30 protein-coding genes and 1 pseudogene are annotated in these 23,665 nt (G+C 73.9%); 5 read left to right on the top strand and 26 right to left on the bottom strand.

Translation table 11 applies throughout. The features are described from left to right. Positions 1 to 15: 15 nt before the first annotated feature. From proC to ACZDWJ_RS14655, 7 genes are all read right to left on the bottom strand, one after another. Positions 16 to 825, bottom strand: a complete 810-nt coding sequence (proC, locus tag ACZDWJ_RS14685) for a pyrroline-5-carboxylate reductase (RefSeq protein WP_463521943.1) — start codon at positions 823 to 825, stop codon at positions 16 to 18. 9 nt (positions 826 to 834) lie between these two features. Next, the gene (locus ACZDWJ_RS14680) at positions 835 to 1,770 is read right to left on the bottom strand and encodes a proline dehydrogenase family protein (RefSeq protein WP_463521941.1); all 936 of its coding nucleotides are present in this window, start codon (positions 1,768 to 1,770) and stop codon (positions 835 to 837) included. A 71-nt stretch (positions 1,771 to 1,841) separates the two neighbouring features. Beyond that, the gene (gene pstB, locus ACZDWJ_RS14675; RefSeq protein WP_463521939.1) at positions 1,842 to 2,621 is read right to left on the bottom strand and encodes a phosphate ABC transporter ATP-binding protein PstB; all 780 of its coding nucleotides are present in this window, start codon (positions 2,619 to 2,621) and stop codon (positions 1,842 to 1,844) included. Positions 2,622 to 2,641: 20 nt separating this feature from the next. Further along, positions 2,642 to 3,697, bottom strand: a complete 1,056-nt coding sequence (gene pstA, locus ACZDWJ_RS14670; protein WP_463521937.1) for a phosphate ABC transporter permease PstA — start codon at positions 3,695 to 3,697, stop codon at positions 2,642 to 2,644. Further along, the gene (gene pstC, locus ACZDWJ_RS14665) at positions 3,694 to 4,662 is read right to left on the bottom strand and encodes a phosphate ABC transporter permease subunit PstC (protein WP_463521935.1); all 969 of its coding nucleotides are present in this window, start codon (positions 4,660 to 4,662) and stop codon (positions 3,694 to 3,696) included. The genes pstA and pstC overlap by 4 nt, the downstream gene beginning before the upstream one ends. Before the next feature lie 74 nt (positions 4,663 to 4,736). Beyond that, on the bottom strand, positions 4,737 to 5,834 hold the full coding sequence (locus ACZDWJ_RS14660) for a phosphate ABC transporter substrate-binding protein PstS (protein WP_463521933.1): 1,098 nt from the start codon (positions 5,832 to 5,834) through the stop codon (positions 4,737 to 4,739). 232 nt (positions 5,835 to 6,066) lie between these two features. Then, positions 6,067 to 6,939, bottom strand: coding sequence for an NUDIX hydrolase (locus tag ACZDWJ_RS14655; protein WP_463521931.1), 873 nt, complete (start codon positions 6,937 to 6,939; stop codon positions 6,067 to 6,069). Between the two features lie 100 nt (positions 6,940 to 7,039). Between ACZDWJ_RS14655 and ACZDWJ_RS14650 the strand changes: the two genes are divergently transcribed. Further along, positions 7,040 to 8,086, top strand: a complete 1,047-nt coding sequence (locus ACZDWJ_RS14650; RefSeq protein WP_463521929.1) for a hypothetical protein — start codon at positions 7,040 to 7,042, stop codon at positions 8,084 to 8,086. Between the two features lie 79 nt (positions 8,087 to 8,165). On the opposite strand, the gene ACZDWJ_RS14645 is transcribed toward ACZDWJ_RS14650, so the two are convergent. The 9 genes from ACZDWJ_RS14645 to ACZDWJ_RS14605 form a co-directional block, all read right to left on the bottom strand. Then, positions 8,166 to 10,418, bottom strand: a complete 2,253-nt coding sequence (locus ACZDWJ_RS14645) for a heavy metal translocating P-type ATPase (RefSeq protein WP_463521927.1) — start codon at positions 10,416 to 10,418, stop codon at positions 8,166 to 8,168. A 36-nt stretch (positions 10,419 to 10,454) separates the two neighbouring features. Beyond that, positions 10,455 to 10,661, bottom strand: a complete 207-nt coding sequence (locus ACZDWJ_RS14640) for a heavy-metal-associated domain-containing protein (protein WP_463521925.1) — start codon at positions 10,659 to 10,661, stop codon at positions 10,455 to 10,457. 71 nt (positions 10,662 to 10,732) lie between these two features. After that, a complete protein-coding gene (locus ACZDWJ_RS14635; protein ID WP_463521923.1) occupies positions 10,733 to 11,026 on the bottom strand; it encodes a metal-sensitive transcriptional regulator in 294 nt (97 codons plus the stop codon). Between the two features lie 128 nt (positions 11,027 to 11,154). Continuing rightward, positions 11,155 to 11,340, bottom strand: a complete 186-nt coding sequence (locus ACZDWJ_RS14630; protein ID WP_463521921.1) for a hypothetical protein — start codon at positions 11,338 to 11,340, stop codon at positions 11,155 to 11,157. A gap of 238 nt (positions 11,341 to 11,578) precedes the next feature. Then, the gene (locus ACZDWJ_RS14625) at positions 11,579 to 11,782 is read right to left on the bottom strand and encodes a cold-shock protein (protein WP_463521919.1); all 204 of its coding nucleotides are present in this window, start codon (positions 11,780 to 11,782) and stop codon (positions 11,579 to 11,581) included. A 214-nt stretch (positions 11,783 to 11,996) separates the two neighbouring features. After that, a complete protein-coding gene (lhgO, locus tag ACZDWJ_RS14620) occupies positions 11,997 to 13,199 on the bottom strand; it encodes an L-2-hydroxyglutarate oxidase (RefSeq protein ID WP_463521917.1) in 1,203 nt (400 codons plus the stop codon). Between the two features lie 117 nt (positions 13,200 to 13,316). Then, the gene (locus ACZDWJ_RS14615; protein WP_463521915.1) at positions 13,317 to 13,940 is read right to left on the bottom strand and encodes a hypothetical protein; all 624 of its coding nucleotides are present in this window, start codon (positions 13,938 to 13,940) and stop codon (positions 13,317 to 13,319) included. After that, positions 13,937 to 14,311, bottom strand: coding sequence for a hypothetical protein (locus ACZDWJ_RS14610; protein ID WP_463521913.1), 375 nt, complete (start codon positions 14,309 to 14,311; stop codon positions 13,937 to 13,939). The genes ACZDWJ_RS14615 and ACZDWJ_RS14610 overlap by 4 nt, the downstream gene beginning before the upstream one ends. A 53-nt stretch (positions 14,312 to 14,364) precedes the next feature. Next, complete coding sequence (locus tag ACZDWJ_RS14605) at positions 14,365 to 14,784, bottom strand: VOC family protein (RefSeq protein ID WP_463521911.1); 420 nt, start codon at positions 14,782 to 14,784, stop codon at positions 14,365 to 14,367. Between the two features lie 116 nt (positions 14,785 to 14,900). On the opposite strand from ACZDWJ_RS14605, the gene ACZDWJ_RS14600 reads away from it, so the two are divergent. Further along, positions 14,901 to 15,230: a hypothetical protein gene (locus ACZDWJ_RS14600; RefSeq protein ID WP_463521909.1), complete on the top strand. Its 330-nt coding sequence runs from the start codon at positions 14,901 to 14,903 to the stop codon at positions 15,228 to 15,230. On the opposite strand, the gene ACZDWJ_RS14595 is transcribed toward ACZDWJ_RS14600, so the two are convergent. The 6 genes and pseudogenes from ACZDWJ_RS14595 to ACZDWJ_RS14570 all read right to left on the bottom strand — a co-directional run bounded on the left by ACZDWJ_RS14595 (position 15,227) and on the right by ACZDWJ_RS14570 (position 19,106). Beyond that, the gene (locus ACZDWJ_RS14595; protein WP_463521907.1) at positions 15,227 to 15,991 is read right to left on the bottom strand and encodes a hypothetical protein; all 765 of its coding nucleotides are present in this window, start codon (positions 15,989 to 15,991) and stop codon (positions 15,227 to 15,229) included. The genes ACZDWJ_RS14600 and ACZDWJ_RS14595 overlap by 4 nt on opposite strands. Beyond that, positions 15,988 to 16,188, bottom strand: a complete 201-nt coding sequence (locus ACZDWJ_RS14590; protein ID WP_463521905.1) for a hypothetical protein — start codon at positions 16,186 to 16,188, stop codon at positions 15,988 to 15,990. Before ACZDWJ_RS14590 ends, ACZDWJ_RS14595 begins: the two co-directional genes overlap by 4 nt. Before the next feature lie 73 nt (positions 16,189 to 16,261). Then, positions 16,262 to 16,852 carry a hypothetical protein gene (locus ACZDWJ_RS14585; RefSeq protein WP_463521903.1) on the bottom strand — a complete coding sequence of 197 codons (591 nt, stop codon included), beginning with the start codon at positions 16,850 to 16,852 and terminating at the stop codon, positions 16,262 to 16,264. Beyond that, positions 16,849 to 18,180: pseudogene (locus tag ACZDWJ_RS14580) on the bottom strand (glutathionylspermidine synthase family protein). The gene ACZDWJ_RS14585 and the pseudogene ACZDWJ_RS14580 overlap by 4 nt, the downstream one beginning before the upstream one ends. A gap of 7 nt (positions 18,181 to 18,187) precedes the next feature. Continuing rightward, positions 18,188 to 18,643, bottom strand: a complete 456-nt coding sequence (locus ACZDWJ_RS14575) for a DUF350 domain-containing protein (protein ID WP_463521901.1) — start codon at positions 18,641 to 18,643, stop codon at positions 18,188 to 18,190. 46 nt (positions 18,644 to 18,689) lie between these two features. Continuing rightward, positions 18,690 to 19,106, bottom strand: coding sequence for a hypothetical protein (locus ACZDWJ_RS14570; protein ID WP_463521899.1), 417 nt, complete (start codon positions 19,104 to 19,106; stop codon positions 18,690 to 18,692). Positions 19,107 to 19,407: 301 nt separating this feature from the next. On the opposite strand from ACZDWJ_RS14570, the gene ACZDWJ_RS14565 reads away from it, so the two are divergent. Next, on the top strand, positions 19,408 to 19,923 hold the full coding sequence (locus ACZDWJ_RS14565; RefSeq protein WP_463521897.1) for a hypothetical protein: 516 nt from the start codon (positions 19,408 to 19,410) through the stop codon (positions 19,921 to 19,923). 18 nt (positions 19,924 to 19,941) lie between these two features. On the opposite strand, the gene ACZDWJ_RS14560 is transcribed toward ACZDWJ_RS14565, so the two are convergent. Continuing rightward, positions 19,942 to 20,799: a sigma-70 family RNA polymerase sigma factor gene (locus ACZDWJ_RS14560; RefSeq protein WP_463521895.1), complete on the bottom strand. Its 858-nt coding sequence runs from the start codon at positions 20,797 to 20,799 to the stop codon at positions 19,942 to 19,944. An 84-nt stretch (positions 20,800 to 20,883) separates the two neighbouring features. On the opposite strand from ACZDWJ_RS14560, the gene ACZDWJ_RS14555 reads away from it, so the two are divergent. After that, positions 20,884 to 21,120: a hypothetical protein gene (locus tag ACZDWJ_RS14555; RefSeq protein WP_463521893.1), complete on the top strand. Its 237-nt coding sequence runs from the start codon at positions 20,884 to 20,886 to the stop codon at positions 21,118 to 21,120. Between the two features lie 21 nt (positions 21,121 to 21,141). Here the strand turns inward: ACZDWJ_RS14555 and ACZDWJ_RS14550 are convergent, their stop codons facing one another. The 3 genes from ACZDWJ_RS14550 to ACZDWJ_RS14540 are packed head-to-tail and all read right to left on the bottom strand — an operon-like array spanning position 21,142 to position 23,061. After that, a complete protein-coding gene (locus ACZDWJ_RS14550) occupies positions 21,142 to 21,612 on the bottom strand; it encodes a hypothetical protein (RefSeq protein WP_463521892.1) in 471 nt (156 codons plus the stop codon). 10 nt (positions 21,613 to 21,622) lie between these two features. Beyond that, positions 21,623 to 22,102, bottom strand: a complete 480-nt coding sequence (locus tag ACZDWJ_RS14545; RefSeq protein WP_463521890.1) for a hypothetical protein — start codon at positions 22,100 to 22,102, stop codon at positions 21,623 to 21,625. A gap of 44 nt (positions 22,103 to 22,146) precedes the next feature. Beyond that, positions 22,147 to 23,061: an oxidoreductase gene (locus ACZDWJ_RS14540; protein WP_463521888.1), complete on the bottom strand. Its 915-nt coding sequence runs from the start codon at positions 23,059 to 23,061 to the stop codon at positions 22,147 to 22,149. Between the two features lie 78 nt (positions 23,062 to 23,139). Here ACZDWJ_RS14540 and ACZDWJ_RS14535 point away from each other — a divergent pair, with 78 nt between their 5' ends. Beyond that, positions 23,140 to 23,661: a TetR family transcriptional regulator gene (locus tag ACZDWJ_RS14535; RefSeq protein ID WP_463521886.1), complete on the top strand. Its 522-nt coding sequence runs from the start codon at positions 23,140 to 23,142 to the stop codon at positions 23,659 to 23,661. Positions 23,662 to 23,665 lie beyond the last annotated feature (4 nt).

The following is a 23,665-nucleotide window of genomic DNA, read 5'->3' as shown; positions in this document are numbered from 1 at the left end:
GGCCCGGAGCCGACGTCAGGTGCCGGCGGCCAGCTCGCGGGAGCGGTCGCGGGCGGCCTCGAGGGCGGCGAGGAACGCGGCGCGGACGCCGTGCACCTCCAGCTCGCGCAGCGCGGCGGCGGTGGTGCCGGCCGGGCTGGTGACCTGCTCGCGCAGCACGGTGGGGTGGGTGCCGGTCTCGCGGAGCATCTTCGCCGAGCCGACGAGGGTCTGGATGACGAGGTCGCTGGCGGTCGTGCGCGGCAGGCCGAGGTGCACCCCGGCCTCGATCATCGACTCCACGACGTAGAAGAGGTAGGCCGGGCCGGAGCCGGAGATCGCGGTGACGGCATCCTGCTGGCGCTCGGGGATGCGCACGACGCGACCGACGCTGCTGAGCAGCGACTCGGCCTCGGCGAGTTGCGCCTCGCTGACCGAGGAGCCCGGCGAGAGCGCGGCCATGCCCTCGTCGACGAGCGCGGGGGTGTTGGGCATGACGCGCACGACGGCGACGCCCGCCGGCACCCGCTCCTCGATGAAGGCGGTGGTGATGCCGGCGGCGAGCGAGACCAGCAGCTGGCCGGCGCGCAGCGCGGGGGCGATCTCGACCAGGAGGTCGCCCATGTCCTGCGGCTTGACGACGAGCGCGACGGTGTCGGCGCGCTCGGCGGCGGTGCGGTTGTCGACGACCGAGACGCCGTAGCGCTCCTCGAGCTCGCGGGCCCGCTCGGCGCGCTTCTCCCCCACGAGCAGGTGGTCGACGCGACGTCCGGCGCGGACGAGGCCCGAGAGGAGGGTCTCGCCCATCACCCCGGCGCCGAGGATGGCGGTCTGGCTGGCGGTCATCGCCGCTCCCTACTTCTTCGAGATCAGGGACTTGGCGAAGAATGACAGGTTCTGCGGGCGCTCGGCGAGCCGACGCATGAGGTAGCCGTACCACTCCTGGCCGTAGGGCACGTAGACGCGCACCCGCTCGCCGAGGCCGGCGAGACGTCGCTGCTCCTCGGGGCGGATGCCGTAGAGCATCTGGATCTCGTAGGTGCCCGGCGCGCGGTCGTACCGGCCGGCCAGCGAGCGGGCGATCTCGATCATGCGCGGGTCGTGGGTGGCGACCATCGGGTAGCCCTCGCCGCTCATCAGCACCTTGAGGCACCGCACGTAGCTGCGGTCGACGTCGAGCCGGTCGACGAAGGCGACGGTGTCCGGCTCGGCGTAGGCGCCCTTGCACAGCCGCACCCGCGAGCCCTCGTAGGCCAGCTGGCGGCAGTCGTCCTCGGTGCGGTGGAGATAGGCCTGGAGGACCGCGCCGGTCTCGGGATGGTCGCGGCGCAGCTCGCGCAGGATCGCCAGGGTGGAGTCGGTGGTGGTGTGGTCCTCCATGTCGAGGGTCACCGTGGTGCCGACCTGGCGTGCCGCGCGGCAGATGCGGCGGGCGTTCTCCAGGGCGACGCCCTCGCCGTCGCCCGGCAGCAGCTGGCCGACCGCGCTGAGCTTCACCGACACCTCGGCGCCGTGGGCCAGGCCCTCGCGGCCGAGCGCGGCGAGCAGCGCGAGGTAGGCCTCGACGGTGGCCTCGGCCTGCGCGGGCTCGAGGGTGTCCTCGCCGAGGTGGTCGAGGGTGACGACCAGGCCGTCGTCCTGGAGACGACGGGTGGCCGAGACGGCGGCGGCGACGCTCTCGCCGGGGACGTAGGAGGCGACGATCGACGCGCTGACGGGCATCGTCGTGACCAGCGACCGGACCCGAGAGCTGCGCGCGAGCATGAGGAGCGGCTGGCGGAGCAACGACATGGCCACAACCTAACCCGGCCGCCGGGAGGTCCCGACGGCCGGTGGTGGTGGTGCTGCGGGGAGGCGTCGGCTCAGCCGAAGCGACCCGAGATGTAGGCCTCGGTGGCCTCGTTGTCGGGGTTGGTGAACATCTTCTTGGTGGGGTTGAACTCCACCAGGTGGCCGGGCTGACCGGCCGCCTTGAGGTTGAAGAAGCCGGTCTCGTCGGACACGCGCGCGGCCTGCTGCATGTTGTGGGTGACGATCACGATCGTGTACTCGGACTTCAGCTCGTGGATGAGGTCCTCGATGGCCGACGTCGAGATGGGGTCGAGCGCCGAGCAGGGCTCGTCCATCAGCAGCACCTGCGGCTCGACGGCGATCGCGCGGGCGATGCACAGACGCTGCTGCTGGCCGCCGGAGAGGCCCATGCCGGGCTTGCCGAGGCGGTCCTTGACCTCGTTCCACAGGTTGGCGCCCTTGAGGGAGCGCTCGACGATGTCGTCGGCCTCGGCCTTCTTCAGCTTCTTGGCGTTGAGGCGGTTGCCGGCCAGGACGTTCTCGTAGATCGACATCGTCGGGAACGGATTGGGCCGCTGGAAGACCATGCCGATCTGGCGGCGCACGGCCACCGGGTCGACGGCGGGGTCGTAGAGCGACTGGCCGTCGACGACGACCTTGCCCTCGACGCGCGCGCCCGGGATGACCTCGTGCATGCGGTTGAGCGAGCGCAGGAAGGTCGACTTGCCGCAGCCCGAGGGGCCGATGAACGCGGTGACCGACTTGGCGCGGACCGTCATCGTGACGCCCTGCACCGCCAGGAAGTCGCCGTAGTAGATGTCGAGGTCGGAGACGTCGATGCTCTTGGCCATGGTGGGTGCTCCTGGATGGGTCAGCGTCCGGTCTTCGGGGCGAAGACCTTGCCGATGATGCGGGCGATGATGTTGAGGATCATGACGATGGCGATCAGCACGAGCGCGCCGCCCCAGGCGTAGCTGAGGCCCTTGGGCGTGGCGAGCGTGTACTGCTGGTAGATGAACACCGGGAGGGTGGTCATCCGGCCGTCGAAGAGGTTGGTGTTGACGCTGTCGGTGGCACCGGCCACGACCAGCAGGGGCGCGGTCTCGCCGATGATGCGCGAGATGGCCAGCACGACGCCGGTGACGATGCCGCCTAGCGCAGTGGGGAGCACGACCTTGGCGATGGTGCGCCACTTCGGCACCCCGAGGGCGAAGGACGCCTCCCGCAGCTCGTCGGGCACCAGCCGCAGCATCTCCTCGGTGGAGCGCACGACGGTGGGGATCATCAGCAGCGAGAGCGCCACCGAGCCGCCGAAGCCGAAGCGGATGGCGGGGCCGAAGATCAGCACGAACAGCGAGAGCGCGAAGAGGCCGGCGACGATGGAGGGGATGCCGGTCATGACGTCGACGAGGAAGGTCAGCACGCGCGCCATGCGGGTGCCCTTGCCGTACTCGACGAGGTAGATCGCGGCGAAGATGCCGATCGGCACCGAGATCAGCACCGCCATGCCGGTGACCAGCAGCGTGCCGATGAGGGCGTGGTAGAGACCGCCCTGCTGGTCGCCGATGACGTTGCGCATCTGGTAGGTCAGGAACTTCATGTTGACCGTCGAGGCGCCCTCGCTCAGGACGGTGTAGATCAGCCACGCCAGCGGCACCATCGCGACCGCGAAGGCGGTCCAGATGAGGCTGGTGGCCAGGCGATCGGCCGCGGCGCGGCGGCTCTCGACGGCGGCCGACCAGGCCGGCAGCGCGACGAGGAACACGACGACGGCGAGGAAGACGCCCAGCGCGAGCGACATCCCGAAGAGCCACACCAGGGCGCCGATGCCCGCAGCGCCGACCGCGACGAGGACGGGCGCCCAGGAGGGCAGCCGGGCCTCGGACAGCAGCGCGGACGCGCGGGGGGTCCGCTCCATGACGCTCATCGGTTGAGCCTCCGCTCGCTGCGGCCCGCGATGTAGCGGGCGAGGAAGTTGACGGCGAAGGTGAAGGCGAAGAGCACCAGACCGGTGGCGATGAGCAGCGCCTGCCGGTCGGGGGTGGCCTCCTTGTAGTTCACCGCGATGTTCGAGGCGATCGTGGCCGGGTTGTCGCCGGAGATCAGGTTGAGCGTGACGATCGGCGAGGCGGAGAGCACCATCGCGACGGCCATCGTCTCGCCGAGCGCACGACCCAGTCCGAGCATGACGCCGGAGATCATGCCGGAGCGGGCGTAGGGGAAGACCGCGTAGCGGATCATCTCCCAGCGGGTGGCTCCGAGCGCGAGCGCCGCCTCCTCGTGCAGGCGCGGAGTGCGGGCGAACACCTCGCGGCAGATGGCGGTGGTGATCGGCAGCACCATGATGGCGAGCACGAGGCCCGCGGTGAGGATCGTGCGACCCGACTCCGCCGGCGGGCCGGCGAAGAACGGCAGCCAGCCGAACCAGTCGTGCAGCCACACCTGGACGTCACCGACGTGGCGGGCCAGCTCGCGGCCGCCCCAGAGGCCGTAGACGACCGACGGCACCGCGGCGAGCAGGTCGATGAGGTAGGCCACCGGCGCGGCGATCCGCCGCGGCGCGTAGTGGCTGATGAACAGCGCGATCCCGATGGCGAAGGGCACGGCGAAGACCAGCGCGATGATCGCGGCCAGGATGGTGCCGTAGATCAGCGGCCAGACGTAGCCGAGGAACGTGGTGGCCGGCTGGTAGAGGTCGGCGTCCAGTCCGAGGCCGGGATAGCCCTCGATGGAGAGGAAGACGAAGACGCCGGCCAGCGCCACCATGATGACGATGCCGCTCGCGATGGCGACGCCGCGGAACACGCGGTCGCCCAGCGCGTGGCGGCGGGGTGCCTCGAGACTGGTCTCGGGCCCCGGCTGGGCCTGCGGAGGGGTCTGGGTGGCGCTCACAGCTCTCCTGGAGGGACGATCGGTGGACACGGACGGGCCCCGGCCCGGAATCTACCGGGCCGGGGCCGTCGGGGTCACTTGGCGGAGATGGTGCCCACGATCTCCTGGGCCTTCGAGGCCACCGAGGCCTCGAGCGGCGCGGAGCCGGCCTCCTTCTCGGCGGCCTTCTGGCCCTCGTCGGAGACGACGTACTGCAGGTAGCCCTTGACCAGGTCGGCCGTGGCGCCGTCGTACTTCTGGCAGGCGATGAGGTAGGACACCAGGATCAGCGGGTAGGTGTCGGCCTCGGTGGTGGTGCGGTCGATGTCGTAGGCCATGTCCGTGGTGGAGTCGGTGTTGGCCAGCTTCGAGACCGACAGCGCCTTGGCGGCGGCGTCCTCGCTGGGGGCGACGTAGGCGTCGCCGACCTTGATGGAGGCCACGCCGAGGCCGTCGACCGCGGAGTTGTCGGCGTAGCCGACGTAGCCCTCGTTGTCGGTGACCAGGCCCACGACGCCCGAGGTGCCCTCGGCGGCCTCGCCGCCCTTGATGGTGGAGGGCCAGGTGTCGTCGGACTCCGGCTTCCAGCCGCCCGCGGCGGAGAGGTACTCGGTGAAGTTCTTGGTGGTGCCGGAGTCGTCCGAGCGGTGGACCGGGACGATCTTGGTGGACGGGAGGGTCACGTCCGGGTTGTCGGCCTTGATCTTGGCGTCGTCCCAGCTCGTGATCGAGCCGTCGAAGATGCCGGTGACCGTGGCGGGGCTCAGGTTCAGGGAGTCGATGCCCTTGAGGTTGAAGGCGATCGCGATCGGGCTGACGTAGGCCGGGACCTGGACGACGTCGCTGCCGCAGTTGTCCTTGGCCTTGGTGAGCTCCTGCTCGTCGTCGTTGATCGCGGAGTCGGTGCCCGCGAACGCGAAGGCGCCGCTGATGAAGTTCTCGCGACCGGTGCCGGAGCCGACCGGGTCGTAGTTGACGTTCACGTCGCCGTTGGCCGTCTGGAAGCCGGCGCGCCAGGCGCCCTGCGCCTTCTCCTGCGAGGTCGCGCCACCGCCGGCGAGGTCGCCGGACAGCGAGCTGCCGGAGTCGCCGGAGTCGGAGGAGGTGTCGTTGCCGGCGCCGCAGGCCGAGAGGGCGAGGGCGAGCGCGGCGACACCGGGCACGAGGCCGCGGCGGATGGAAGAGCGGATCACGTGGTCTCTCCTGAGATCAGGTCGTGGGGACCCCATGGGCGGGTCTGTTCGGATCGAACGTCGAGGAAGGTAGGCAGCGGAGGTGTCCGACTGCGGGGTCGACGGTGAACGAGCGGTGAACTCGACATGCCCGTTCGACGACGCGGATGCGGGCGCTTGACGTACATCACGTGAACTCGCCCGGCTGTTCCCGTCGAGGGGTTGACGTGAGGGCGTCCCGTGGGTGAGGCGCTCAGGGGCGCGGCCCGTGGGCCTCGACGTCGACCACGCGACCCTTGCGCAGGTGCACGACCAGCAGGCCGCCCGGCTCCAGACGGGGGTCGGCCAGGCCCAGGGCGTCGACGACCGCGGGCAGCACGGGACGGTGGCTGCACACCAGCAGCGTGCGGCGCGTGCCGCGCAGCGCGTCGAGCTCGCGGCGCACGGCGTCCGCGACCTGGCGCGGTGGCGCGGCGCCCTCGGCGAGCACGGGCTCCGGCCGCGCGGTGAGGCCGAGGGAGGCGACGAGCGGGGCGACGGTCTCGACGCACCGCGTGCTCGGCGAGGTGAGCACGTCGTCGACGCCGAACGCGTCGAGCAGCGGCACGAGGCGGGCTGCCTCCAGGCGGCCGGCGGCCAGCAGGGGCCGGACGGCGTCCTCGCCCCGCCAGGTGCGGCGGGCGCGGGCCGAGGCGTGGCGCAGGACGACGACGGTCTCGGTGCGCTTGCGCGCACGCAGGGCGTCGGCGAGGACGAGCCGGTCGCGGGGGTAGGTGAGCAGGTCCGCGGCCTTGTCGCGGTCGACCCAGGCGACCTCGTCGATCTCGGCGTTGGGGCGGTAGGCGCTGACGTCGTCGTCGCCGCGCACCCGCGCGACCCAGTAGTCGACGCTCTTGGGCCGCTCGCCGACCAGGTAGCGCTGGCGGGCCAGCGGACGCCCCAGGCGCACCCGCAGGCCGGTCTCCTCCTCGACCTCGCGCACGGCGGCCGCGGCCCGGTGCTCGCCGCGGTCGAGCTTGCCCTTGGGAAAGGCCCAGTCGTCGTAGCGGGGCCGGTGGACCAGCAGCACCTGACCGGGCCGGAGCACCACCGCTCCCGCGGCGAGGACCTCACCCCGTGCGACCATGGCGCTAGTGAAACAGACCCCCGGCGCGCGCGTCAGGGTCGGACCCGTCGAGGAGAGACCGGCTGTGATGCGCATCGCTAGACGTCGTGGCGTCGTCGCCGTGAGCGCGGTCGTCGTGCTCGTGCTCGTCGCGGGAGCCCTTGCCACCCGCGCCGTGGGCTGGTGGGGCGGCCCGGACCGCACCGCCTTCCAGGAGGCCGTGCGCCTCGCGCCGCCGACGACCGTCCGGTTCTCCTGGACCGACTGGTCGGCCGCCAAGGCCGAGACCCGCGCGAAGGTCGGCCCGGAGTCGAGCACCGAGGACGTCCAGGACTTCCTCTCGAGGGCCTACGAGCGCGACCTCACCTCCCGCTCCGCGCTGGTCGACACCGTGCCGGTGCTCAACGAGCAGTTCGGCTGGTCGCCGGCCTCGCTGCGCTGGGAGCTGCTCGCCCAGGGGCCGCAGGGGCAGGTCGACCTGCTGCGCCTCGACGACGACGTCGACCTCGGCGACCTGCGCGGACGCCTCCAGGACCGCGGCTACCGCGAGTCGAAGGACGGCGTGTGGGTCGGCGGGCCGTCGGTGCTCGCGGCCGTCGGCCAGCGGCAGGGCCAGGACACCACGCCGATCCTCCAGCACTTCGCCTTCGACGACGACCGGCACCTGCTGCTGGCCAGCGACACCAAGGCCTACCTGGCCTCCGCGCTGGACGAGCTCGACGACCACGACACCACCGTCGACGACGTCATGGCCGCGGTCGGCGACCCCGAGCCCGCCTCGGCCACCGTCTACGCGGGCTCCTACGTCTGCGAGGAGCTGGCGATGGGCCAGGCCGACGAGGAGGACCAGGCGCAGGCCAAGGAGCTCATCGCCGAGGCCGGGCCGATCAGCCCGCTCACCGGCTTCGCGCTGGTGCTGCGGCGCGACGGCGACCTCACCGTGGGGCTGTCGTTCGAGAAGGACGAGCAGGCCCGCAGCAACGCCCGCACCCGGGCCCGGCTGGCCTCCGGCGACGCCCCCGGGCAGGGCGGCACCTTCCCCGACCGCTTCCGGCTCGGTCGCGTCGAGGCCCGCGGCAGCGTCGTCACGATGGCGCTGACCCCGAAGCCGGACACCTACGTGCTCTCCGACCTCTCCGACGGGCCGGTGCTGTTCGCCACCTGCTGAATGGGCTGAGTGGGCTGAGTTGGCTGAGTTGGCTGAGTGGGCTGAGCGGACTGAGCGGGCAGCCGGGAGCGGGAGCGCCTCACAGGGCGGAGCGGAACCGGCGCAGCCGCAGGCTGTTGGTGACCACCAGCACCGAGGAGAGCGCCATCGCGCCGCCGGCGATCATCGGGCTGAGCAGGCCCGCGACGGCGAGCGGGATCGCGGCGACGTTGTAGGCGAAGGCCCAGAAGAGGTTCGAGCGGATCACCGCGAGGGTGCGACGGGCCAGCCGGACGGCGTCGACGACGAGCAGGAGGTCGCCGCGCACGACGGTGACGTCGGCGGCCTCGATGGCCACCTCCGCGCCACTGCCCATCGCGATGCCGAGGTCGGCCTGGGCCAGCGCCGCGGCGTCGTTGACGCCGTCGCCGACCATCGCGACGGCATGCCCCTCGGCCTGCAGGGCGCGGACGGCGTCGACCTTGCCCTCCGGCAGCACTCCGGCGACGACGTCGGCCTCGGCGATGCCGACCTCGGCGGCGACCCGGCGGGCGGCGCGCTCGTGGTCGCCGGTGAGCAGCACCGGCCGCAGGCCGAGCCCGCGCAGGCGGGCGACGGCGTCGGCGGAGGTGGGGCGCACGGCGTCGGAGACGGCGAGGACGCCGCGGGCGGCGCCGTCCCAGCCGACGACGACGGCGACCCGCCCGGCGGCCTCGGCGGCCTCGACGGCGCCCAGGACGTCGTCGCCGAGCGCGAGGCCCTCCTCGCGCAGCACGGCGGCGCGGGCGGCGAGCACCTCGACGTCGCCGACCCGGCCGCGCACGCCACGACCCGGGAGCGCGGCGAAGTCCTCGACCGCGTCCGGCTCCGCGACGGCGGCGACGATCGCCCGGCCGACGGGGTGCTCGGAGGCGGCCTCGACGGCGGCGGCGCGCGCGAGCAGCAGCGCGCGGTCGACGCCGACGGCCGGCACGACCTCGTGGAGGGTCATGACGCCGGTGGTGAGCGTGCCGGTCTTGTCGAGCACGACGGTGTCGACGCGCTGGGCCTGCTCGAGCGCGGGCGCCCCGCGCAGCAGGACGCCGAGCTGCGCGCCGCGTCCGGTGCCGACGAGCAGCGCCGTCGGCGTCGCGAGCCCGAGGGCGCACGGACAGGCCACGACGAGCACCGCGACGGCGGCGCTGAGCCCGAGGGTGAGCGAGCCGTCGAGGAGCAGCCAGCCGACGAGGGTGAGCGCGGCGACCCCGAGGACCACCGGCACGAAGATCGAGGCGATGCGGTCGACCAGGCGCTGGACGGCCGCCTTGCGGGTCTGGGCCTCCTCGACCAGCCGCACCAGGTGGGCCAGCGCGGTGTCGGAGCCGACGCGGGTGGCCCGCACGAGCAGGCGTCCGCCGGCGTTGACGGTGCCGCCGGTGACGGCCTCCCCGGGGCCCACCTCGACGGGCACGGGCTCGCCGGTGAGCAGGGAGGCGTCGATCGCGGAGGTGCCGGTCTCGACGACGCCGTCGGTGGCGACGCGGTCGCCCGGCCGCACCACGAACCGCTGGCCGACGCGCAGCCGATCGGCCGGCATGACGCCGGTGGAGCCGTCGTCGGCGACGACCTCGACCTCGCGCACCCCGAGCGCGGCGAGCGCCCGCAGGGCCGAGCCGGCGCGGCGGCGCGCGGAGCGCTCGAGCCAGCGGCCCGCCAGCAGGAACGTCGTGACGCCGGTGGCGGCCTCGAGGTAGATCTCGCCGAGACCGTCGTCGCGCTGCAGGGTCAGGGAGAAGCCGTGGGTCATGCCGATCATCCCGGCGTGCCCGAAGAGCAGGGCCACGACCGACCACGTGAAGGCGGCCAGGACGCCGAGGGAGACCAGGGTGTCCATCGTGGTGGCGCCGTGGCGCAGGTTGCGGGCCGCGGCGGCGTGGAAGGGCCAGGCGCCCCACACGACCACCGGGGTGGCGAGCACGAGCGAGGCCCACTGCCAGTAGTCGACCTGCCAGGCCGGCACCATCGCCACCAGGATCACCGGCACCGAGAGCACCGCCGAGACCACGAGGCGGCGCAGCAGCGCGCGGCTCGCGGCGTCGGCGTCGTCCTGCTCCTCGACGGGGTCGGGCGCGACGGCGCCGTAGCCGGCGGCCTCGACGGCCGCGACCAGCGTGGCGACGTCGACCGCGGCCGGCGCCGTGACCAGCGCCCGCTCCGTGGCGTAGTTGACGCTGGCCTCGACCCCGTCGATCTTGCCCAGGCGTCGCTCGACGCGGTGCGCGCACGACGCGCAGGTCATGCCGCTGATGGCGAGCTCGACCGCGTGGCGGTCGGCCTCGGCCCCGGTGGTGGACGTGCTGGGGGCGGTGGTCATGGACTCCTCCGGGAGGCTGCGCGGTGGCGCCGCGGATCAGGCCAGCGCGTAGCCGGCCTCGATGACGGCGGCCTCGACGGCCTCGCGGCCCAGCGGCTCGGCGGAGGTGACGACGACGGCGCCGGTCTCGAGGGTGACGTCGACCTGCTCGACGCCGGGCACCTCGGAGAGCTCCTCGGTGACCGAGGCGACGCAGTGCGCGCAGGTCATGCCGGTGACGGTCCAGGTGGTCTGGGTGCTCATGGGGGCTCCTGTGCTGGGTGGTGGCTCAGAGACGGGGGCGTGGGATGCAGGGCGTGGGGCGAGGTCCGGCGTCAGGACCGGACGAGGCGGGTGATGGCGGCGACGGCCTCGGCGACCTTGGCCGCGCCCTCCTCCTCGCCGGTGCGGGCGGCGTCGACGACGCAGTGGCCGAGGTGGTCCTCGAGCAGGCCGAGGGAGACGGCCTGGAGGGCCTTCGTCAGCGCGGAGGCCTGGGTGAGGATGTCGATGCAGTAGGCCTCCTCCTCGACCATCCGCTGGAGGCCGCGGGCCTGGCCCTCGATGCGACGCAGGCGCGCGAGGTAGTCGTCCTTGCGGCTGATGTAGCCGTGGTGGTGCTCGCTCACACCGACAGGGTACCCCCTAGGGGTACTGGTTCAAGCGCCGACGGACGGGACCCCGCACGAGCCCGGAAACGCGTCGACGCACACGACCCGGGTGGGTCGCATGCGTCGGAAGGCGGGGTGCGGAGCGGTCAGTCGTCGCCGGGGAGCACGCCGAGGATGGCGTCGATCTCGCCCTGGCTCAGGTGATCGTCGGACTCGCTGGCCGCGATGATCAGGTTCGTGGTCAGCTCGACCTCGCCGAGCAGGTCGGCGTCCTCGAGCGTCACGTCGAACTGGTCGTGCACCGCTCCCCCTTCAAGGCCCGTGTGGTTCATCCCTCCCAGACTGCCCGACCTTTCCCGAGGCCAAACGGGATCTGGGTAAAACCCGCGGAACTGGCCCCAGCGGTCTGGTCCGGCCCCGACGCACCGGCCCCCGTCGACCCGACGATCCGGCCGCTGACCAGCGATGATCCGGCACCCTCCGGGCACGGCCCCGGACGTGCGAGGACGCCGGAGCCCACCCCTGAGGAGGGGGCTCCGGCGCCCTGGGATCCGCGGCCGCGAGGGCGGCTCAGAGACCGCGGACGTTCTCGGCCTGCGGGCCCTTCTGGCCCTGGATGACGTCGAACTCGACGGACTGGTTCTCCTCGAGCGACTTGTAACCGGTGCCCTGGATGGCGGAGAAGTGCACGAAGACGTCGTCGCCGCCGCCCTCCTGCGCGATGAAGCCGAAACCCTTCTCGGCGTTGAACCACTTGACGGTGCCCTGGGCCATGCTCACTCCTGTGCTGGGAACTGCAGATGTGCGGCGACACTATCCAGCGCGGAGGGCCCGCCGGCCGGCCTTGACGTGACTTCTACGGGTCGTCCGATGAAGGTTGCGCGACGCTGACATGACGCGGCGGCCAACAGGCTCGTCGGGGCCTGATCCGGGGCCTGGTCCGGGCCCTGATCCGGGCCCTGATCCGGGCCCTGATCCGGGGGACGGCTCAGCGGCCCTCGACGCGGTCGAGCAGCTCGGAGGCGAGGGCGAAGGCCGAGGTGGCCGCGGGCGAGGGCGCGTTGCGCACGTGCACCACCGGACCCCGGCGGGAGAGCACGAAGTCGTCGACGAGCGCGCCGTCGCGGCCCACCGCCTGGGCGCGCACCCCGGCGCTCCACACACCCGGCTCGAGGTCGTCGACGGTGAGGCCGGGGACGTACCGCGCGGCCTCGGCGACGAAGGCCCGCCGGTCGGCGGCCATCCGCAGCTCGTGCACGCCGGTGCGCCAGAAGCGGCGCGCCACCTGCCAGGTGCCCGGCCAGGCCAGGCTCTCGACGGCGTCGCGGGTGCGCCAGGTGCCGAGGCGGTAGGCGTCGCGGGCCTGGACGAGCATCGCGGTGGGCCCGAGCAGCACGCGTCCGCTGACGTGCCGGGTGACGTGGACGCCGAGGAACGGCAGATCGGGGTCGGGCACCGGGTAGACCATGCCGCGGATCGGCGCGGCGTCGGGGCGCAGGGCCAGGTAGGCGCCGCGGAAGGGGACGATGCGCGGGTCGGCCGGGGCGCCCGAGGCCCGGGCCAGCCGGTCGGACCACAGTCCGGCGCAGGCCACCACCCGGCGGGCCAGCACCTCCCCGGCGGGGGTGCGCACGAGGGCGTCGTCGCCGTGCGGCTCCAGGCCGGTGACGGGCGTCGCGAGGCGCACCTCGGCCCCCAGCGCGAGGATCTCGGCGTGCACCGCGCGGGCGACCGCGCCGTAGTCGATGATCCCCGTGTTCGGCGCGTGCAGGGCCGCGACGCCGGTGGCGGCCGGCTCGATCTCGCGGATCGCCGCCAGCCCCTCGACCCGCCGCAGCCCGGGCACCCGGTTCGCGACGCCGCGGCGCTCGAGCTCCTCGAAGCGCCCCCGCTCGTGCTCGCCGAGCGCGACGATCAGCTTCCCGCACCGCTCGTGCGCGATGCCGTGCTCCTCGGCGTAGTCGTACATCAGCCGGGCGCCCTCGACGCACAGCCGCGCCTTGAGCGAGCCCGGCTGGTAGTAGATGCCGCCGTGGACGACGCCGGAGTTGCGCCCGGTCTGGTGCGCGGCGACCGCCGCCTCCTGCTCCAGCACCACCACCCGCGAGCCGGGCCGGCGTCGCAGGTGCTCGCGCGCCGTCGCCAGACCCACCAGGCCCGCCCCGACCACCACGAGATCAGCTGTGCGCATTCCTCGAATCTAGCGGGCGGGGTGGGGCGGGGGTCGCGGCCAGTTTCATCGGTTGACCGATGAAACTGGCGCCTGCACGGTGAAGCTTCAGCGTGCAGGCGCCAGCTTCGTGCGCACCTACATCGTGACGAGGACGTCGTCGAGGTGATGGGTCATCAGATGGCTGAGTGCGTGCGCCTCGTCGAACACGCGAGCCGAGAGGACGGGATCCTCGGCTCCATCTCGATCGCACGCCACGGCGTCCTCGCGCCACTGACGCCATCGCTCGACCAGGTCGGCCGGGACGGCGTCCAGCAGCAGGACGCGCTCCTGGTGCAACGGCTCCCGGTCGACGCCGGCGAGGTGACCGGAGGCGGCATCCTCGTAGAGCAAGCGCAGCGAGACGCGACCTGCTGGCTGGCGGCGGGGAGTCAGGACCTCGACGTCGGGCCCGACCTCCGCAGCGAGCCGACGCAGCAGCACCTGCTCACGCTCGAAGTGAGCCCGGCGCCAGGCGAGGTCGGGCCTGTCCTCCTCACGACTGCCACGGCCGAGGCGGCGCACCCAGTCGACGAGCCAGGCCTGGGCATCGAGGATCAGGTCCTCGGAGACGCCGAGGGCACGGACGTGGTCGATCGCGTCGCCGAGATCATCGACGTCGTCCCACGGGCCGGGGCCCCGGATGAGGAAGGGCCCCGCCCACTCGTCGGCCTCGATGTCGATGGTGGCGCGCGCCGCGACGCGATCGTCGGAGGTGCTCATGCCGGAGGGCGCGGCGTCGTGGAGCCGAGGGCGTGCCTGACGGACAGCGCGGTGAGCTGCCAGGCGGCGAACGTGCCGGTGCCGACGACGACGGCCAGCGCGACGCCGACGCTCCAGGACCCCGGGCCCTCGACGGGCGCGAAGACCATGACCCAGAGCGCGACGGCCAGGGCCCAGCCCGCCCCGACCGATCCCCGCGTCCGGCGCCGGGCCAGCAGCGGCGAGACCACCGCCACGTAGCCGGCCGCGATCACCGCCAGCGGCGGGCTGTCCATGCCGATCAGCAGGATCACGAACGGCACCGCGGCGAGCAGGTTGCTGCGCAGGACCAGACGATCGAGCGCCGGCGCGGTCGGGGCGAGGGCGGACATCGCGTCATCCTCGCACCCGGACGCCGCGCCGGCGGTTCGATCCGTCGCAGCGATCAGGCGGGGGCGCTGAGCTCGAGGGCGATGCCGTCGGGGTCGCGGAACTCCAGGATGAGCAGGCCGCCGGCGTCCTTGATGCCGCCGTGCTCGACGCCGATCTCGTCGAGCAGGGCGGCGGCGTCGTCGAGGACGGAGCGGTCGGCGACGGCGAAGGAGACGTGGTCGAGGCCAGTGCGGTCCTCGGAGAACGTGTCGTCGCCCGGGGCGACCGGCCGCAGGCCGAAGAGCCCGCCCGGGATCTGGTAGATCACGCCGCCGAAGAGGAACCACAGCTGCTCGCGGGTGGCCTCGTCGGCGTCGGCGGGGATCTCGTAGGCGACGTCCCAGCCGAAGACCCGGTCGTAGAACGCGCGCGAGGTGGCGATGTCGCGGACGGTGAGGCGGACGTGGTGGACGCTGTCGATGGTGACGGGCATGCGTCGAACCTAGGCACGGCGCCGGTCGAGGCGGGGCGCAGAGGGGTGGTCTGGTTCGACGGACGCCGCGGCTCGCTGGGCCCTAGGCTCGCGGCTCTCGGACCTCAGGAGATCCCATGACGCAGCAGACCGACGCCGCACCGCACCTCGCGCGGACGCATCTGCCGGCGCTGCGCTGGCCGGTCCTGGTGCAGGTCGCGATGTTCGCCGTCGCAGCGGCCATGGCGTGGACCCGCGGGCTCAGCGGCGCTGCGGTCGCGCTTCCGCTGGTCGGACTCGCGCTGGGGCTCGTGGGCGGCGTCGCGCTGCTCCTGCGGGTCGACCTGCAGCGTCGGGGAGCCTGGCTGATCGGGCTGACGGGGCTCGTCGCGGCGCTCGAGGCGGCGGCCGTCGTCGGGCTGCTGCTCGCCTACTCCCAAACGCACCCCGACTGGGACCTCTCCTAGGTCTGGAGGTCCGGCAGCCACCAGCCCTGCGACACCGGCGGGAGCGCGGCGCGCTCGCTGAACCGGAGCCGCCCCTCCCAGATCACGACATGGTCGGTGTGCCACGACTCGCTGTCGTCCGGGTCCTGCTGGAGCTCCGCGAGGAGCCGCTCGAACGCGATCGTGACGCTGCGCTGGGGCGGCTCCGGCGGGCCGTCGACGATCTCGGCGAGGCGCGCGCGGAGGTGGGCGTGCAGGAGCGCGTGCCACTGCTCGGGCGTCAGGTGGAGCTGCTGATCACCACCCCATGCGTCGAGGTCGAGACGCCGCAGGACCTCGGCCGGGCTCGGGAGCGCTGCGTCCAGGGCGGCGTCGTCGAGACCCAGCCTGCGCAGGGCGTGATCCTCGGCGCGCCGGACGTGCTCCCGGTGGATCTGCCCGCGCCAGGCCCGCGTCGCCCAGTCCTCGGCGAGGGCGAACGGGACGGGCGGCGGCAGATCGTCCCGCTTTCCGCGTCGTTGCGCACGGCGCCAGCGCATCTCCGCGCGCCAGAGCCGCTCGGCCCGCCAGGCCACGTCCTCGGGGACGATCAGCGCGACGCTGACCGTGCCGGGGTGCTCGGGCGGGTCCTGCACGACGGCCTCGAGCACCCGCGCGTCGCAGGGGGCCTCGACCGAGCGCCATGACGACCGGCGCACCAGTCCCGGCTCGACGGCTCGCAGCAGTCCCACCTCGACCGCCGCGGCGAAGGCGTCGGCGTCGAGCACGTCCTCGGGGGTCATCGCCGACGGGCCGGCGGGGTGCCGTCGCGGCCCGCGCGCACCAGCACCAGGCTCTGGACGATCAGCAGCGCGCCGACGACGAGGAACGGCCAGCGCCACCCGCCGTCGAAGCGCAGCAGTCCCAGCAGGATCAGGACGGCGCCGTTGAAGACGCCGAGCCAGCGGGACTCCAGGATGCTGCGCACACGGTCGGACATCGGGGCCTCCGAGGGGCGTGGTTCGGCCCGCGGGGGTCGTCGGGCCAGGCCAGCATCCCAGGTGGGCGAGCGATCAGCGGATCGGCACGTCCACCGAGGTCGAGAGCCGCTCGGTGCCGCGCTGCCACAGGTGGCCGGCGCCGCGCGCGTAGTCGAGGTCGACGCCGCGCACCCGCACCGTGCCGGAGCCGCGCGGGCGCACCGAGAGCACGAGGGTGTCTCGGGAGTCGCCGCCGACGCGGTAGCTCAGCCCGTCGCGCACGGGCGCGACCGACGAGCACCAGCGGCTCAGCGGGCCCGTCACCGAGCCGATGGGCATGTCGCGGTAGCGGCAGCGCACCAGCGTCAGCTCGGCGGGCGCGCTGCCTCCGGCCAGGACCGGACGCCAGCCTCGCAGCGTCAGCTGCTCCTCACCGTCGCGATCCAGCAGCGGGAGGGCCACGCCGAAGGACGCGACGAAGGGCTCGGAGCGGGCGGCGAACGAGCCGGTCATGCCGCCGCTGCCGCTCTCGAAGACCTGCGGGTGACGCCACCAGCGCACCCCCAGCCCGAGGCAGACGACGAGCCCGAGCACGACGAGCGCGACGATCAGCCGCACCAGCGGACGACGCCGGAGCGCGTCGGGCGCGTCGGAGGCGTGGGGGCCGACCGGGGCGGTGGTCACAGCGGCAGGCTGCCACGCCGAGCGGCGTCGAGGTCGGAGATCGCGGGCGCCTCGGCGGGCGAGGGCCGCTCCCCCACGACGACGTCGTCGTGCGGGGCCCGCTCGCTCAGCCAGGCGGCGGTCTGCTCGGGGGTCGGGGCGTCGGCGTCGACGATGAGGTGCGGGACGACGCGGCTGTAGTAGTCGGTGACGACGCCGTCGGACTCGCGCACCAGCAGGCCCGCGGCCTCGCCGTCGATCACCCACGAGCCGAGGACGGTGTGGTTGCCGTCGAGCAGGGTCGGTGGCGCATAGGCCTGGTAGACCCAGCCCTCCTCGCCGTAGGCGCCCTCGCGCACGGTCTCGGTGCCGTCGGCCAGGTGGACGGTGACGTTGTCGCCCTCGCGACCGCGGAGCGGCTTGGCCACCCAGGCCTCGAGGTCGCCGGGGCCGTCGAAGTAGGCCGGCAGCAGGAGCCGGTGGCCGGGGTTGCGCTGCCACAGCACGGGCAGCAGGGCCTTGGTGGAGAACAGCATCCGCCAGGCCGGCTCCACCCAGCGCGTGGGCGTGCGCTCGCGGCGATGCAGCAGGTGCTCGCCGAACTCCTCGCCGAGCATCGCCTCCCAGGGGTAGAGCTTGAAGGCGGCACGCAGCGGCTACTCGTAGACGTCGCGGAACTCCGCGGCGCCGGGGTTCCACCCCACCTGGCCCATCTCGAAGCGGCGCGTCGGCCAGCCGGCCTCGGCGGCGGTGTCCTGCAGGTAGGCGCAGGTCATGAACTCCTCGCCGCTGGTGTCGGCGTCGGAGTAGAGGAAGCAGAGCGTCTCGGCGTCGAGGCGTCCCTCCGCGCGCAGCCGGGCCCAGGCCGCGACCAGGCGCTCGTGGACGGAGTTGAGCTGGTCGCGCTCGGGGAAGAGGTCCTGCAGCCAGTGCCACTGCACGACGGCGGTCTCGACCAGACCGGTGGCGGTGTCGCCGTTGAGCTCGTACATCGAGACGGCGTGCTCGCCGGCGTCGGGGTCGAAGCGCAGGTCGAAGCGGGCGTAGACGCTGGGGTCGTCGCGGCGCAGCGACTCGCGGATCAGCTCGAGGGTGCCGGCGGGGAGCCCGAGACGCCGGTCGTCGAGGTCGGTGGCCATCGCGCCGGCGGCGTCGAGGCACAGGGCCCACAGCTCCTCGGTGTCGGCCTCGATCCGCAGCGCCTCGGCCAGCGTCAGCTCGACGTAGGCCGACTCGTTCCAGTACGCCGTGGTGCGGCCGTCGTCGTGCTCGGTGAGCGGGTAGACCAGGCCCTGACCCTCGACGATGGCCTGCCAGCCCTCGCGCGGGGCGATCGGGACGCGACGCACGACGACCTCAGGCGATGGAGGCGACGACGACCAGGGACACCGCCACGACGAGCGCGGCGGTGAGCACGGCCACCGGCTGGGCCGGCCCGGGCTCGCAGAGGATCTGACGCAGCCGGCCCGGCGTGAGCAGGTCGACGGCGAGCACCACGACGCTCTTGAGCACCAGCCCGAACACGGCGAAGCTCGTCGTCCAGGCGAGCTCGGACCACGACGCGCCCTCGGCGTTGGTCCAGATCGCGGTGAAGACGATCGCCGCGGAGGAGAGCACCCAGGCCACGGTGACGACGGTGGCCGACCACGACGGCGCCCGGCCGGCGTCGGCGTCGCCGGTGAGGTGCGTGCCGAGGTGCCCGGGGGTCTGCAGGTCGAGCACCAGGTAGGAGACCAGCAGCAGCGCCGTCATCGGCACCGCGAAGGTGGCGGCGTCGAGCAGCGCGGGGAGGAGGTCGGAGTAGTCGTGCACGCGGGGGTCCTTCGGACTGGGGTGACGGGGATGCGAGGTGGGGCGCTCAGGCGCGGGAGACGCCCTTGGAGGAGCCGAAGCCGCCGCTCTTGGTGAACTCCGAGAGCGACGAGCCGCCCTTCGCGGGCAGGCCGCCACGCTGGACGGCGCGGCCGCCGGAGACCAGCGAGCGTCCGGCCCAGGTGCCCTGCGTGGGGTCGATGCGAGAGCCGACGCCGGGGATCCGGTAGCGCGATCCGGTCGAGAGGTAGAACCAGTGCGGGCCGGCGGTGGTGCCGTCGTAGTCGTCGGGGTCGTCGTCGCCGGGGCAGGCGTCGTCGCCGAGGCGCTGCATGGTCTGCGGGTCGGCGCACACCGCGACGTACTCCGGCTCGGTCGAGCAGCCGGCGAGGAAGGTGGCCGCGAGCGCCGTGGTGAGCGGGACGGCGACGGTGCGCGAGGACAGGCGCGGGGTCGGGGACACGATCGGCCTTCGGGGTCGGGTGGTGCGGCGGCCGGCACCCGCTGCGGGACCCGCGGGCGCGACGCCCGCCGAGTCGGGCGGGGCCAGCATCGCACGCGGCCGCGTTCACCCGCCGGTCCCCCGCACTGCGACTGCTCGTCACCCGCGGCGGCCAGGGGGCGCCCCAGGCAGCGTCGTCGAGGTGAGCCAGACGTGCGGGACCTGCGTCACGACCTGACCGATTCCGCCGCGCGGGCCTGCGAGCCGCGCCTACCCTCGCGCCAGGATCGACGCGCTCGGGCGTCCCGAGCGAGGAGTCACCATGGGCGCATCCGGCCGGCTGAGCGCGGTCGCGCTGACGGCCGTGCTGACGGCAGCGGGCATGGGCGGTGCGCACGCCGGCGACGACGCGGACGCGCGGAACGGCGCGGTCGCGCTGGCGCGCACGGGCTCGACGCTGCAGGTGCTCGTGGACCGGTGCGCGGTGCAGCCGACGCGGGTGGTGCTGCTGGGCCGCCCGGCCGCGGGCGGGTACGCGCGCATCGCCCGGTGGCGGCTGGGCTCCCTGGTGCTCGGCGAGGGCGTCACCGACCTCGCCGACCCGGGCAGCGGTCTGCCGCCGAGCGACGCCGCGCTGCCGCTGACGCTGCCCGACGTCGTCGTCACCGTGCGGGCCACCGACGGCTCCCGGGAGCTGACCGCGCCGACCGCCGATCCGGCCCAGCTCGCGGCGCTCGGGCCGGCGCAGGTGCTGGTGGACGACGGACACGGGGGCGCCGTCGCGATCGACCGCAGCCGGTTCCTCGCCGCGCACTGCGCCGACCTGCCGACCGGCTGAGCCCGACCGCAGGCGGTCTCACTCCGCTGCTGTCGCACCCGCCCGTCGGACGACGCCGACCAGCACCTCGGGCTCGGCGCGGAAGACGATGCCGGCGACCCGACCCGCCACCACCGTGAAGTCGAAGGCCACCCGGGCCTGCCCGTGCTGGATCCAGGCGGCACCCGGCCGCTCCCCCACCAGCACCGGGAAGGCGGCCCTGGCGGCGCCGTCGAAGAACGCCGCCACCGCCTCGCGGCCCTCGATGCGCGAGGGCGTGCCCAGCCGCAGCGCCGCGGCGTCGGCCGTGACGACGGCGTCCGGCGCCAGCAGCGTCAGGAGCCGCGCCAGGTCTCCGCCCCGGGCCGCGGCGAGGAACGCGTCGACGACCTCCCAGTCGGCCAGGGCGTCCTCCGGGGCGGGCTGAGCCACCTTCGCCCGGGCACGCGAGGCCAGCTTGCGCGCCGCCGCGGCGTTGGTGTCGAGCACCCCGGCGATGGTCTCGAACCCGAAGCCGAAGCTGTCGTGCAGCACGAACGCGACCCGCTCGCGCGGGGAGAGGCGGTCGAGCACCACCTGGAGCGCGGCGCCGACCGTGTCGGCGAGCGCGACGTCATCAGCGGGATCGGGCCCGCCCGCGAGGTCTGCGAGCTCGGCGTCGAGGTCGGCGTCCGGCACCGGGAGGCGCAGCCGGAGGCGGTCGAGGCACAGGCGGGTCGTCGCGGTGGTGAGCCAGCCGGGCGGGTTCTCGATCGCGGCCACCTCGGGGACCGCGTGCCAGCGCAGCCACGCCTGCTGGACGACGTCCTCGGCCTCGCTCGGATCGCCCAGCACGTGGGCGGCGATCCGGGTCAGCCGCGCTCGCTCGGCCTCGAACACGGCGGTGGGATCGGTCATGTGGTCACACTTCCATCTCGGCATCCGTCACCGGGATGACGCACGCCGAGCGGCGTGTGTGACCACCCGACGAAGGAGCCCCCCATGAAGACCATGACCTGCCTCGACCTCGGCGGTCCCTGCACGCTGCCCCACGCCGGCGCGAGCGCCGACGACGTCATCAAGGCCCCGGACCGGCACCTCAAGGACGCCGTCGCGGCCGGCGACACCGCGCACGTCGCGGCGCGTGAGGAGATGAAGGGCCGCTGGCGGCACCCGAGGCGGTCGATGGACTGGTACCGCGGGGTGAAGGAGCGCTTCGCGGCGCTCCCGGAGCGGTGAGCGCGCCTCGCCCGACCGCGCCTAGGGCTCCTCGCGCCAGCGCTGCTCGAGCAGCGGAGCGTGGCGGCCCAGGCCGAGCCAGCCGGAGGGCAGCAGGAGGCTGACGAGGATCACCAGCGGGAAGCCACCGCTGATCCAGCTGACGACCATCCCGAAGTACGCCCCGTAGACCCCTCCGACGACGCCACCGACGACGGCGCTGCTGAGCATCGTCAGCAGCGCCACCACCCAGCCGGTGAAGGAGCGCTGTCCGACGGCGAAGAGCCGCTGGTCGAGCGGGGTGCGCTCCAGCAGCGCCTGGCACAGCAGGGTCAGGACGACGGTGAGCAGGGCGGTCGCGCCGGTGACGGCGGCGGCCTCGTCGAGCTGCTCGACCCAGGTCTGGTCCGGCGAGCGCAGCCACAGCCCGAGGGTCAGCCAGGCGACGATCGCCGGCAGGCCGACGGTGACGACCGTCGGGCGGACGCCGGCGAGCAGCGGGGCGACGCGCATCGGCTCGCCCTCAGCCCTGGCGGGTCTCGTCGGTGAAGGCCTCGACGACCACCGACCCGTCGTCCTCGACCTGCACGGTTGCCTGCAGGCCGTCGAGGTCGGTGCAGGAGGAGAGCCCGGGCGAGCCGGCCGATCGGCAGTCCCAGCGCGTCGACAGGGCGGCGCTGAGCGCGCGGCGCTCCAGCGTCGAGCGGGCGCGGACGAGGGGCCACGGGCCGTCCTCGCAGCGGCCCTGCACCTCGACGTCGCCGGTGCGGCCGGGAAGGTCGGCGCGGACGGCGTCGGCGGCCTGCTCGGCCTGGTCGCGCACCTGCGCGGAGCACTGGTCGTCGAGGACGACGTCGAGCACGTCGTCGGCCTCGATGCGGCCGGTGGCCAGCAACGCGCCGGTGACCAGGAGCGCCGCGACCAGCGCCGCGGCGAGGACGCCGGCGGTCACGAGGAGGAGGCGTCCCGCGCCACGTCGTCGCCCTGCCGTCTCCGAGCCCATGGCGCGAGCCTAGGGCTCCGGAGCCCGACGCGGCGCGAGAACGCTCAGCCCTGGAGCGCCGGCGTGGGGTCGACGCCGGACTGCTCCACCGACTCCTCCCACAGGCGGCGCGCGGCAGCGGCGTCGCGGGCGCGGCGGCTGGGGGTCTCGACGACCGGAGTGCGGCCGCGGACGACGAAGCGCGGGCCGACGAACGCGCCCGGCCTCAGCGAGCGGTCGGTGGCGGCGCGCAGCGCGGGGCGGGCGCCGTCGGAGGCCGACTGGGTGACGAACGGGCCGAGCAGGCGCGTAGCCCGGTTGGCCAGGCCGCTGCCCTCGTGACCGAGGTCGGTGTTGGAGCCGCCGGGGTGCGCGGTGATGACGGAGAGCCGCGAGCCGGCCTCGGTGGCACGGCGCTGCAGCTCTGCGGTGAAGAGCAGGTTGTCGAGCTTGGAGTGGAAGTAGGCGTTCCAGCGGTCGTAGCGGCGCTGCAGGGTCGGGTCGGCCTGCCCGCGGGCGCCGCGGTGGCCCATGCTGGAGATGTTGACGACGCGCGCGAGCTCGGAGGCCTGGAGCAGCGGCAGCAGGAGCCCGGTGAGCGCGAAGTGGCCGAGGTGGTTGACGCCGTACTGCATCTCCAGGCCCTGCGCGGTGCGGGCCTCGTCGATGGCCATGAGGCCCGCGTTGTTGACCAGCAGGTCGATCGGACGGCCCTCGGCGAGCAGGGTGTCGGCCAGCGCGGTGACCGACGCGAGGTCGGCGAGGTCGAGGGCGAGCACGCGGAAGGTGGCCTGCGGGTGCTCGGCGGTCAGCGTGGCGACGGCGGCGTCGGCCTTCGCGCGGTTGCGGCAGGCCAGCCAGACCTCGGCGCCGGCGCCGGCCAGGCCGCGGGCGGTCTCGAGGCCGAGGCCGGCGTTGGCGCCGGTGATCAGCGCGACGCGGCCGGTGAGGTCGGGGATGTCGGCGGTGCTCCAGCTCATGGGTTCCTCCAGTTCGGCACTAACGTGAACGTACGCTCACCTTAGCCTACAAGGTGAACGATGGTTCATGATGGGCCGGTGAGAGCCGACGCCACCCGCAACGCCGACGCGATCCTGCAGGCCGCGCGCGACGTCGTCGCGGAGCAGGGCATCGACGCCCCCATGAGCGTCATCGCCTCGCGCGCGGGCCTCGCCGTCGGCACGCTCTACCGCCACCACCCGAGCAAGGAGCACCTCGTCGCCGCGGTGGTCGAGGACGCCACCCGCCGCATGGTCGCGCTGCTCGAGGACGCCCTCGCGGCCGAGGACGTCACCGACCTCGAGGTCGTGCTGCGCGAGGTGGCGGAGATCTACGCCTCCGACCGCGCCTTCAAGGAGAGCCGCGCCCGCGGCGGCTCCCTCATCGACCTCGAGGACGAGCTCGCCGCCCGCGGCTGGGCGGCCTTCGAGCGGCTCCTCGCCGACGCGCAGGCCGCCGGCGCCCTGCGCGCGGACGTCGTCGCGGAGGACGTCGTCGAGCTGCTGGCGGGCGTGCCCGTCGACGCAGCCCGACGCGGCCCGTACCTCTCGGTCGTGCTGCGCGGGCTGCGACCGGCCTGATCGA

This window comes from Nocardioides sp. B129/18 (assembly GCF_055282735.1).
Note: the sequence above shows the minus strand (reverse complement) of the source record. Positions and strands in the feature narration are given on the sequence as shown.